The organism is Streptomyces sp. cmx-4-9, assembly GCF_046548835.1.
In the GTDB taxonomy this organism is placed as follows: Bacteria; Actinomycetota; Actinomycetes; order Streptomycetales; family Streptomycetaceae; genus Streptomyces.
Map to the genome: position 1 here is coordinate 283,689 of NZ_JAEBEE010000005.1, position 12,230 is coordinate 295,918.

Annotated in this window: 1 protein-coding gene and 2 pseudogenes; all 3 read left to right on the plus strand. The window is 72.3% G+C overall.

The window, feature by feature from the left end:
* Window positions 1-35 precede the first annotated feature (35 nt).
* Window positions 36-4,793, plus strand: a pseudogene (locus tag ACLJTM_RS17640) (SDR family NAD(P)-dependent oxidoreductase); the annotation flags it as partial.
* 303 nt (window positions 4,794-5,096) lie between these two features.
* Window positions 5,097-5,537 (plus strand): annotated as a pseudogene (locus tag ACLJTM_RS17645) (phosphopantetheine-binding protein); the annotation flags it as partial.
* A gap of 94 nt (window positions 5,538-5,631) precedes the next feature.
* On the plus strand, window positions 5,632-12,222 hold the full coding sequence (locus ACLJTM_RS17650; protein WP_411104780.1) for a type I polyketide synthase: 6,591 nt from the start codon (window positions 5,632-5,634) through the stop codon (window positions 12,220-12,222).
* Window positions 12,223-12,230 lie beyond the last annotated feature (8 nt).

Sequence of the window (12,230 nt, forward strand, 5' to 3'; positions counted from 1 at the left end):
CCGCGGGGGATGTTGCACGGAGCGGCTCGACGACGATCGACGAGCAGAAGCTGCGCCTGTACCTACGCAAGGTGACGGGTGAGCTGCGCACGGCCAATCGGCGGATCCGGGACCTGGAACAGCGCGACGTCGAGCCGTTGGCGATCGTGGGTATGGCCTGCCGGTATCCGGGGGGAGTGGGTTCGCCGGAGGAACTGTGGGAGTTGGTGGCGCAGGGCCGGGACGCGATCTCGGGCCTGCCGACGGACCGCGGCTGGGACCTGGAGCGGCTCTACGACGCCGACCCGGAACAGGCTGGGACCGTGTACACGCGCGGCGGCGGCTTCCTCGACGACCCGGGCGACTTCGACGCCGGTTTCTTCGGGATCAGCCCGCGCGAGGCCCTGGCCAGCGACCCGCAGCAGCGCCTGTTGCTCGAAGCGGCATGGACGGCCCTGGAGGACGCCGGGATCGATCCGACGTCCTTGAGCGGCAGCGACACCGGCGTCTTCGCCGGAGTGGTGCCCATGGACTACAGCCTGGCGATGCCGCCCGAGCTGGAAGGCTTCCGGCTGACGGGGACGACCACGAGTGTGGTGTCGGGTCGGATTGCCTACAGTCTGGGGTTCGAGGGTCCGGCTGTGACGGTGGACACGGCGTGTTCCTCGTCGTTGGTGGCGATGCATCTGGCGTCGCAGGCGTTGCGGTCCGGCGAGTGCTCGTTGGCGCTGGTGGGTGGCGTGACGGTGATGGCGGGTCCGTTCCTGTTGCAGGAGTTCAGCCGGCAGAGGGGGCTCGCGGAAGACGGTCGCTGCAAGTCGTACGCCGCGGCCGCCGATGGCACCGGCTTCTCCGACGGCGTCGGCTTGGTCGTCCTGGAGCGCCTGTCGGAGGCCCGGCGCAACGGCCACCGGGTGCTCGCCGTGATCCGCGGCAGCGCGGTCAATCAGGACGGTGCGAGCAACGGGCTGACGGCGCCGAACGGGCCTTCGCAGGAGCGGGTGATCCGCCAGGCGCTGGCGAGCGCCGGCCTATCGCCTGCGGATGTGGATGCGGTGGAAGGCCATGGCACGGGGACGCGGTTGGGTGATCCGATCGAGGCGCAGGCGTTGCTGGCGACGTATGGCCAGGGGCGGGTGAATGGTCCGTTGCGGTTGGGTTCGATCAAGTCGAACATCGGTCACACCTCGGCTGCTGCGGGTGTGGCGGGTGTGATCAAGATGGTGAAGGCGATGCAGCACGGTGTGCTGCCGCAGACCCTGAACGTGGATGCGCCGTCACCGCACATCGACTGGACCGCGGGGGAGGTCGAACTGCTCACCGCGGCCGCGGAATGGCCGGCGACGGGGGATCGGCCGCGCCGTGCGGGCGTGTCCTCGTTCGGTGTGAGCGGGACGAACGCGCACCTGATTCTGGAGGAGGCGCCGGCCGAGCAGCCGGTGGCCGCCTCGGGCGAGGGGTCGCGCGTGCGGCCGCCGGTGGTGCCGGTCGTCGTTTCCGGTAAGAGCGGTGAAGCACTGGCTGCGCAGGCGGGGCGGCTGCGGGCGCATCTGCTGGCGCGGCCGGAGCTGGATGTGCTGGATGTGGCGTACTCGGCGGTGACGTCGCGGGCGCAGTTCGAGCAGCGTGCCGCTGTGGTTGCCGCCGATCGGGACGGTCTGCTGGCCGGGCTGCAAGCTCTGGCGCAGCAGCCGACCGGTGTGGGTCTGGTTCCGGGTAAGACGGGGTTCCTCTTTACGGGGCAGGGTGCGCAGCGTGCGGGGATGGGTGCGGGTCTTGCCGCCGCGTATCCGGTGTTCGCCGAGGCGCTGGATGAGGTCTGTGCGCAGCTGGACGACCTGCTGGGTCGGTCGTTGAAGGGGCTGTTGTTTGCGAGGGAGGGCTCGCCGGAGGCCGCCCTGTTGAACCGGACGGAGTTCACGCAGCCTGCGTTGTTCGCGGTCGAGGTGGCTCTGTTCCGGTTGCTGGAGTCCCTTGGGGTTCAGGCGGATGTGCTGGTCGGGCATTCGGTGGGCGAGCTGGCGTGTGCGCATGTGGCGGGGGTGCTGTCGCTGACGGATGCTTGCACGTTGGTTGCTGCGCGTGGGCGGTTGATGGGTGCGCTGCCTGCGGGCGGTGGCATGGTGGCCGTCCAGGCGACCGAGGCGGAAGTCAATGCCTCGTTCACCGGCTTCGAGGGGCGCCTGTCGGTGGCCGCGGTGAACGGGCCGCTGGCGACTGTGGTCTCAGGGGCCGTGGAGGTTCTGGAGAAATGGCTCCCCGTCTGGCGGGAGTCCGGTCGTAAGACGTCGCGCCTCAAGGTCAGCCACGCGTTCCATTCGCCACTCATGCAGCCGATGCTGGACGAGTTCCGCAGGGTCGCGGAGAGCCTCAGCTTCCAACAGCCCCAGGTGCCGGTTGTCTCCAACCTGACCGGGCGGCTTGCCACTGACGAGCTGACGGACCCGGGTTATTGGGTGTCGCACGTACGTGAGGCCGTCCGTTTCGCGGACGGTATCCGCACGCTCGCTGACGAAGGCGTGACGCGTTTCGTTGAGGTGGGCCCGGATGCGGTGCTCACCGCCCTGGCCCAGCAGACCCTCGACAGTGATGCCGACGGCGGTGCGGTGTTCGCCCCGGTGCTTCGTGCACGCACCCCGGAGGTGGAGGCGTTCGCCGGCTTCCTCGGTCAGGTGCATGGGGCGGGTGTGCCGGTGGATTGGGCCGCGTTCTACGCCGGTTCGGGTGCGCGGCGCGTGGAGCTGCCCACGTATGCGTTTCAGCGGGAGCGGTATTGGCTGGCGCAGAGTTCGGGGGCTGGGGATGCGGTGGCTGCCGGGCTCGGGCGGATGGATCATCCCGTGCTCAGTGCGGTGGTTGCGGTGGGTGATCGGGACGAGTGGGTGTTCACCGGTGTGCTGTCGCAGGATGCGGCGCCGTGGGTGCGGGATCACGTGGTCTACGGGTTGGTGGTCGTTCCTGGTACGGCGTTGGTGGAGCTGGCTGGTGCTGCCGGCCGGCATGCGGGCAGTGCGGTGGTTGAGGAGCTGGTGCTGGAGGCGCCTTTGGTGTGGGAGGGCGGTAGGGCGGTTCGGGTGCAGGTGACCGTGGGCGCTGCTGATGGTGAGGGTCGTCGTGAGGTGGCGGTGTACTCCCGTTCTGCGGTGGCGGGGAGTGGGGAGGGGGCGGAGGCGGCGACGTGTCATGCCCGCGGCACCCTGATCGGCGCCCCGGCGGAGGCGGAGGCGTTGGCCGACTGGTCGGCGCAGTGGCCCCCGGCCGGCGCGCAGCCGGTGGCGGTGGACGCGGTCTACCCCCGGTTCGCCGGACTCGGCCTCGACTACGGGCCGGCGTTCCAGGGAGTGCGAGCCCTCTGGCGTCATCAGGACACCGTCTACGCCGAGGTGGCCCTGCGCGAGGAAGAGGCCGGGGCATCGGCGGGCTTCGCCCTCCACCCGGCGCTGTTCGATGCCTGCCTGCACGGCGGCCTCGACTGGCTGGACGCAGGCGACGGCTCGGCCCGGCTTCCCTTCTCGTGGTCCGGAGTGCACCTGCACGGGACGCGCGCGGCGTCGGTCAGGGTGCGGATCGGATCCGTCGGCGAGTCCGCGCTGCGCATCGACATCGCATCCCAGCACGGCGAACCTGTCGCCGCAGTCACCCGGTTGGCGTTCCGGACGGTCGAGCAGGCGCAGTTGACCTCGGCACGGAGCCGGCAGGGGACGGCATCGGGTGACGCCTTGTTCCGGCTCGACTGGGTGCCGGTCGAACCGGTCAGCCGGGCCGGGCAGGAACCGGTCGGGGTGGTCACCCTGGGACCACGGCACCACACCGACCTCGACGCACTCGAACGGGCCGTGGCAAGCGGCGGCGCAGCCCCCGACCTCGTCGTCGCAGCCGTGACGCCTCCCGAGGGGCCGACCGCCGCGGCGGCCCACACCGTAACCCGGGACACGCTGGCCCTGATCCGGCGCTGGCTGGCCGCCGAGACCCTGGAGCCCGCCCGGCTGGTGATCGTGACCCGCCGCGGCGTCGCCGTGGGCGACGAGGCCCCCGACCTGGCGCTGTCCCCGGTGTGGGGGCTCGTCCGCAGCGCCCAGTCCGAGCATCCGGACCGGTTCCTCCTCGCCGACGTCGACGGGGAGGTGCCCGACTGGGCCGTGCTGGCCGCACCGGCCGAGCCGCAGTTCGCAGTCCGCTCGGGGCGGATGGTCGCGCCGCGCCTGGTCAGGGCCGGTCTCCCCGAGGAGCCCACCGGGTCCCCGCAGCCCTGGAACCCGGACGGCACCGTCCTGATCACGGGCGGAACCGGCGGCCTGGGCGCGGTGTTCGCCGAGCATGTGGTACGGGAGTACGGGGCGAAACACCTCCTGCTGGTCAGCCGGCGCGGCCCGGCCGCCGAGGGCGTACCGGAACTGGTCGCCGGACTCGAAGCGCAGGGCGCGCAGGTCCGGGTGGCGGCCTGTGACGTCGCCGACCGCGGCCGGCTGGCACAGCTCCTCGGCACGCTGGAGCACCCGCTGACGGCCGTGGTGCACGCCGCCGGTGTCCTCGACGACGGCCTGATCACGTCGATGACACCGCAGCAGGTGGAGCGCGTACTGCGCCCCAAGCTCGATGCCGCCTTGCACCTGCACGAGTTGACCGCGGACGCCGACCTGTCGGCCTTCGTGCTGTTCTCCTCGATCACCGCACTGATCGGTACGCCCGGACAGGCCAACTACGCCGCGGCCAATGCCTTCCTCGACGCCCTCGCCGCCCGGCGGCATGCCGACGGGCTGCCCGCGGTCTCCCTGGCCTGGGGTCTGTGGGCCGAAGCCGCCGGCATGGGCGGGGAACTGGACGACAACGACCGGGCCAGGCTGGGACGGATCGGGATACAGGCCCTGACCACCGCCCACGGCCTCGAACTCTTCGACCAGGCCCAGCAGTTCAGTGCCCCGCTGCTCGCCCCGGCCCTCCTGGACCTCGGCGGCCTGCGGACCCCGGCACACGCCGGCGCCCTGCCGGTGCTGCTGCGGGCCCTGGCCCCCGTACCGGCGCGCCGCACCGAGGCCACGACCACCACCCTCGCCCAGCGCTTCGCCGGCATCCCGGCAGCCGAACGGCCGCGGGCCGTCCTCGAACTCGTACAGCAGCAGGTCGCCGCCGTACTCGGACGCTCCTCCCCGGGCGGCATCAGCCCGGCGCGCGCCTTCAAGGACCTCGGGTTCGACTCGCTCTCCGCGGTCGACCTGCGCAACCGGCTGACCCGGGCGAGCGGTGTGCGCCTCGCCCCGACCATGGTCTTCGACCACCCGACCACGGCCTCGGTCGCGGAACTCCTGCTGTCCGAACTCGGCGGCACCGACACCGTGCACACCCCGGCCGGCCCCCGCATCGAGCAGCAGCTCGACGCCCTCGAAGCGAGAGTCGCCACCTTGGAGGACGTCGAGAAGGCGCAGGTGGCCGGGCGACTGCGCCTCCTCCTCAGCACGATCACCGACAGCGGCACGCAGCGGACCGGTGACCGGATCGATGCGGCCAGCACCGTGGACGAGGTCTTGGAGCTGCTCGACGCCGAATTCGGCGAGGCGTGAACCGCATGACCGAGACCACGACGTACCGAACAGGACACGGCGGATGAGCACTCAGACCAACGACGCCCAGCAGCAGGAGAAGCTCGTCCGCTACGTGAAGCGGCTTGCCACGGACCTCGACGCGACCCGGGCCCGGCTCAAGGACCACGAGGACCGCGCGCACGAACCGCTGGCCATCGTCGGGATGAGCTGCCGCTACCCCGGCGGCGTCACCAACCCGGACGAACTGTGGCAGCTCGTCGCGGAAGGCCGCACCGGCACCGCGTCGGAGTTCCCGGCGGACCGCGGCTGGGACCTCGACAACCTCTTCGACCCGGACCCGGACCACCCCGGCACCTCGTACGCCCGCGGTGGCGGATTCGTCGACCGGGCGGGCGAGTTCGATGCCGAGTTCTTCGGCATCAGCCCCCGCGAAGCCCTCGTCATGGACCCGCAGCAGCGCCTGCTGCTGGAGTCGGCCTGGGAGGCCTTCGAGGACGCCGGGCTGGACATCACGTCCCTGCGGGGCAGCGACACCGGCGTGTTCTGCGGAGTGATGTACCAGGACTACGGATTCGTCGCCGGAACGAGCGACCGGCGGCCCGAGGTCGAGGGCTACCTGTCGATCGCCTCGGCCGGCAGCGTCGCCTCCGGGCGCATCAGCTACACCTTCGGCTTCACCGGCCCCGCCGTCACCGTGGACACGGCCTGCTCGTCCTCGTTGGTCGCCGTCCACCTGGCCTCCCAGGCGCTGCGCTCCCGGGAATGCTCGCTGGCCCTGGTCGGCGGGGTCACCGTGCTGGCCCGGCCGAGCGTCTTCGTCGAGTTCAGCCGCCAGCGGGGCGTCTCACCGGACGGGCGCTGCAAGGCCTACGCCGCCGCGGCCGACGGGGTCGGCTGGGCCGAGGGCGCCGGTCTGCTCGTGGTCGAACGGCTGTCCGACGCCCGCCGCAACGGGCACCCCGTCCTCGCCGTGATCCGCGGCAGCGCCGTCAACCAGGACGGCGCGAGCAACGGCCTGACGGCACCCAACGGGCCGTCCCAGGAACGGGTGATCCGCCAGGCACTCGCGGACGCGGGGCTGCGCGCCGCCGACGTCGACGCCGTCGAGGGCCACGGTACGGGCACGCCGCTCGGCGACCCCATCGAGGCGAAGGCGCTGCTCGCGACGTTCGGGCGCGAACGCGAGAACGGTCCCCTCAGGCTCGGCTCGGTCAAATCCAACATCGGGCACACCCAGGCCGCGGCAGGCGTGGCCGGGGTGATCAAAATGGTCAAGGCCCTGCAGAACGGCCTGCTGCCGCGGACCCTGCACGTCGACGCCCCGTCCACCAACGTCGACTGGACGGCCGGCGAGGTCGCCCTGCTCACCGAGGCGCAGCCCTGGCTGCCCGGCGAGCGGCCGCGCCGCGCGGGCGTGTCCTCCTTCGGTGTCGGCGGCACCAACGCGCACGTGATCCTTGAGGAAGCCCCTACGGAAAGCCTCGTGGACACACCTGCGGGAGCCCCCGCGCAGGCATCCGCGGAAGCACCCGCGCAGGCATCCGCGGAAGCACCCGCGCAGACGCCCGCAACAGCGCTTGCGCAGGCGTCCGCCGGGGCGGACGGGCAGCCCGCCGGCCGAGGCGCCCCCGCACCTCCGGCAGCCGTACCGGTCCTGCTGTCCGCGACCAGTGACACGGCCCTGCGGGCCCAGGCCGACCGCCTGCGCGCCCTGATGATCGCCCGGCCCGAGCTCTCCGTCCTCGACCTCGGCTTCTCGTCGTCGACGACCCGGGCACAGCTGGACAAGCGGGCCGCCGTCGTCGCCACCGACCGCGGCGCCCTCCTGTCCGGCCTCAAAGCCCTCTCCGCCGCCGAACCCGCCGCGCACGCGGTGGAGAGCCGCGTCACCGGCAACCGGACGGTCTTCGTCTTCCCGGGGCAAGGAGCCCAGTGGGAGCGCATGGCCGTCGACCTCCTCGATTCCGCACCCGTCTTCGCCGCCGAGATCACCGCGTGTGGCGCGGCCCTCGGCGCCTACGTGGACTGGAATCTGGAGGACGTGCTGCGCGGGACGCCCGGCGCCCCGTCCCTGGAACGCGTCGACGTGGTGCAGCCCGCGCTCTTCTCGGTGATGGTGTCGCTGGCCGCGCTCTGGCAGTCGTACGGCGTGGTCCCGGAGGCGGTCCTCGGCCACTCCCAGGGAGAGATCGCCGCCGCCTACGTGGCCGGCGCCCTGTCACTGGACGACGCCGCCCGCGTCGTCGCCCTGCGCAGCCGCGCCATCCGAGAACGGCTGGCCGGCCACGGCGGCATGGCGTCGGTGGCACTGCCGGTCGCCCGCGTCGAGGAATTGATCGCCCCGTACGACGGCCGAATATCCGTCGCCGCGGTCAACGGCCCCTCGGCCGCCGTCGTCTCCGGGGAACCGGAGGCACTGGACGAGCTGGCCGCGGCCTGCGAGCGCGCCGAGGTCCGCATGACGCGCGTATCCGTGGACTACGCCTCGCACTCGGCCCAGGTCGCCACCATCGAGACCGAGCTCCTGGACCTGCTCGCGCCCCTCACCCCGCGCCCCGGACGCATCCCGTTCTACTCGACGCTGCAGAACGAGTTCGTGGACACGACCGAACTCGGAGCGTCCTACTGGTACCGGAACCTGCGCGGCCAGGTCCGCTTCGAGTCGGGGGTGCGCGCCCTGATCGACCAGGGCATGAACTGCTTCATCGAAGCGTCCCCGCACCCCGTCCTCAGGGTGCCGGTCGAGGAGACGATCCAGGCGCTGGACGCCGCCGACCGGGCCACGGTGCTCGGATCGCTGCGCCGCGACGAAGGCGGCTTCGAACGGTTCGCCCGGTCCCTGGCCGAGGCGCACGCCGCCGGCGCCGTGGTCGACTGGAACGCCTTCTACGCCGGCAGCGGGGCCCGGCGCGTCCAGCTCCCCACGTACGCGTTCCAGCGGCAGCGGTACTGGATGATGCCGGGCTCCGCCGGCGACCCGGCGGCCGCCGGACTCGCCCGCTTCACGCACCCGGTGCTGTCCGCCGTGGTGCAGGTCGGCGACCGCGACGAAACCCTGTTCACCGGGCGGGTGTCGCAGGACGCCCAGCCGTGGACGCAGGACCACACCGTCTTCGGCACGGCGCTCCTGCCGGGCGCCGCCCTCGTCGAGCTGGCGCTCGCTGCCGGAACCGAGGTCGGCTGCCCGGTCGTGGACGAACTGGTCCTGCGGGCACCGCTGATCCTCCCCGAGGAGGGCGCGCGCCAGGTCCAGGTGACCGTGGGCGCACAGGACGCGGACGGCCGCCGCGAGGTCGCGGTGTACTCCCGGCCCGAGACGGCTGCGGAGCCCGCCATCTGCCACGCCCGCGGCTGGCTGACGGCGCAGGCAGAACCGGTGCGGCCGTTCGGTACGCAGTGGCCCCCGGCCGGAGCCCGGGCGGTGGCGGTCGACACGCTCTACCCGAGGGCCGCGACTGCCGGATACGAGTACGGGCCGGTGTTCCAGGGACTCCGGGCGGCCTGGCGCGCGGGCGGCGACCTGTTCGTGGAGGCGACCCTGCCCGAGGGAGCCGGCGGGGCGGACTTCGCCCTCCACCCGGCCCTGCTCGACGCGGTGCTGCACGGCGCACTGGTGGAACGGGATCCGGCTGCCGGAGTCGACCTGCCGTTCTCCTGGTCGGGGGTGCGGCTGGGCCGTGGCGCCGGACCGCGGGTGAGGGCCCGTATCAGCGGCTCCGCAGCGTCGGCGCTGCGCATCGACGTGGTCGACGAGCACGGGGTGCCCGTCATCTCGGTCGATGAGCTGACGGTGCGGCCCGTGGACCAGGCCCAGCTGGCCGGCGCCCAGGGAACCGGGCACAACGCCCTCTTCCGACTGGACTGGGTCGCGCTGACGGATGCTTCGGCGAAGTCGCCCGCCTCGGTGGCCGTGCTCGGCGCATGCCCCGTACCGGGGGAGCGCTTCGAGGACCTGGAAGCGCTGGAACAGTCCGTGGCCGAAGGCGCGCAAGCGCCGCAGGTCGTGGCCGTCGCGGTGGACGCGCCATCGGACCCCTGCACGGCCCAGGCTGCGCGCACGCTGACGGCGGACACGCTGGCGCTGCTCCGGCAGTGGCTGGCCAGCGAGGCGCTGGGCGGGGCGCGGCTGATCGTCGTGACGCGTGGCGCGGTCGCCGTCGGCGAACAGGCACCGGACCTGGTGCAGGCGCCGGTATGGGGCCTGCTGCGCAGCGCGCAGTCCGAGCACCCGGACCGGTTCACCCTGATCGACCTCGACCTCGACCTCGACCTCGGCCGCGTCGGCGACAGCGACGGCGAGGGCGAGGGCGGTACGGGCGGGGACGACGGAGGCCGGCCGGACTGGGCCGCCGTCGTCTCCCTGGACGAGCCGCAGATCGCCGTCCGTTCCGGCGCCCTCCTCGTACCCCGCCTGACCAAGGCCGAGACCCCCGCGCTCGACGGCCCCTGGCGGCTGGGCAGCAAGCGAAAGGGCTCGCTGGAAGACCTCGCCCTCATCCCCTCGACCGGCGACCGGCCCCTCGGCGTCCACGAGGTACGCATCGGGATCCGCGCCGCGGGCCTGAACTTCCGGGACGTGCTCATCGCCCTCGGGACGTACCCGGGTGAGGCGCCGCTGGGCAGCGAGGCGGCCGGTGTCGTCCTGGAGGTCGGCGCCGAGGTGCGCGACCTCGCCCCCGGCGACCGGGTGTTCGGCCTGGTACTGGACGCCTTCGGCCCCGTGGCCATCGCGGACCGCCGCACGGTCGTGCCGATGCCCGACCACTTCTCCTTCACCGAAGCGGCCGCCCTGCCCGTCGTCTACCTCACCGCGTACTACGGTCTGGTGGATCTGGCGGGTGTGCAGGCCGGTGAGCGGCTGCTGGTGCACGCGGCGGCCGGTGGGGTGGGTATGGCTGCGGTGCAGCTGGCCCGTCACTGGGGCGTCGAGGTGTACGCGACGGCGAGCGAGCCGAAGTGGGACGCGGTGCGGGCGCTGGGTGTGGCGGGGGAGCGGATCGCGTCCTCCCGGGATCTGTCCTTCCGCGAGGAGTTCCTGGCGGCCACCGGCGGTGCGGGCGTGGACGTCGTCCTGAACGCCCTGGCCGGCGGGTTCATCGACGCCTCGCTGGACCTCCTGCCGCGCGGCGGCCGGTTCATCGAGATGGGCAAAGCCGACCTTCGCGACCCCGACGTCATCGCCGCCGAACACGACGGAGTGCGCTACCGCTCCTACGACCTCCTCGAAGCGGGACCGGAGCGGATCCAGGAGATGCTGTCCGAGGTCGTGTCCCTGTTCGAGAAGGGGGTGCTGGAGCACGCGCCGATCCGCACGTGGGACGTACGCCGGGGCGCGGAAGCCTTCCGGTTCCTGCGCGAGGGCCGCAACACCGGTAAGGTCGTCCTGACCGTCCCGGCCCCCCTCGACCCCGAAGGCACCGTCCTGATCACCGGCGGCACCGGCGGCCTGGGCGCCCTCTTCGCCAAGCACCTCGCCCGGCAGCACGGCGTCAAGCACCTGCTGCTGGTCAGCCGACGCGGCCCCGCCGCCGACGGCGTACCGGAACTGCTCGCCGAACTCGCAGAACTCGGCGTCGAAGCACACGCCGCGGCATGCGACGTAGCCGACCGGGAACAACTCGCGGCGCTTCTGGGGAAGATCGACCGCCCGCTCACTGCCGTGATCCACTCGGCGGGCATCCTCGACGACGCCACGATCGAGTCACTGACCCCGGAACAGGTCGAACGGGTGATGCGGCCGAAGATCGACGCAGCCCTGCACCTGCACGAACTCACCGCGGACACCGACCTGTCGGCCTTCGTGCTCTTCTCGTCGCTCGCCGCGATGATCGGCAGCCCGGGACAGGCCAACTACGCCGCCGCCAACTCCTTCCTGGACGCCCTCGCCGCCAAGCGGCGCACCGAAGGAAAACCGGCCAGCTCCCTGGCCTGGGGCCTGTGGGGAGACGCCACGGGCATGACCGGTGAACTCGGCACCACCGCACTGGCCCGCCTCGAACGCATGGGCGTTGCCCCCCTGTCCAACGAGCTGGGCCTCCAACTCTTCGACGCGACACGGCAACTCGACGACGCGCTGCTCGTACCCGCTCGCCTCGACCAGAGTGCACTGCGCGCCCAAGCCCAGTCGGGCCTGCTGCCCGCACTGATGCGCGGACTCGTCCGGACGACGGCACGACGCACCGAAACCGTCGGAGGCTCGCTCTCCGACCGGCTGGCCGTGGCGGAGCCCACGGAGTGGGAGCGCATCACCCTCGACCTGGTACGCGCCCAGGTCGCCTCCGTACTCGGGCACGCATCCGCGGAGACCGTCGACCCCGACCGCGCCTTCAAGGAACTCGGCTTCGACTCCCTGGCAGCCGTGGAACTGCGCAACCGGCTCACCCCGGTCACCGGCCTGAGACTGCCCACCACCCTCGTGTTCGACCACCCGAACCCGCTGGCCGTCGCACGCTACCTGATCCCCCTCGCCATGCCGGGCACGACGTCGGCCGATGCGGGCCGACGCTCGGAGGAGGACGACATCCGCGACCTCCTCACCTCCATCCCGATCGGCCGCCTGCGGCAGGCAGGACTCCTGGAGGCACTGCTGGAGCTGGCCTCCGGCGAGCCCACCGACCACCCGTCCCCCGATACCGGCGCGGCCTCCATCGACGAGATGGACGTCGAAGCGCTCATCAGGATGACCCAAGAAGACGTGGAGTGAGCTGCCGC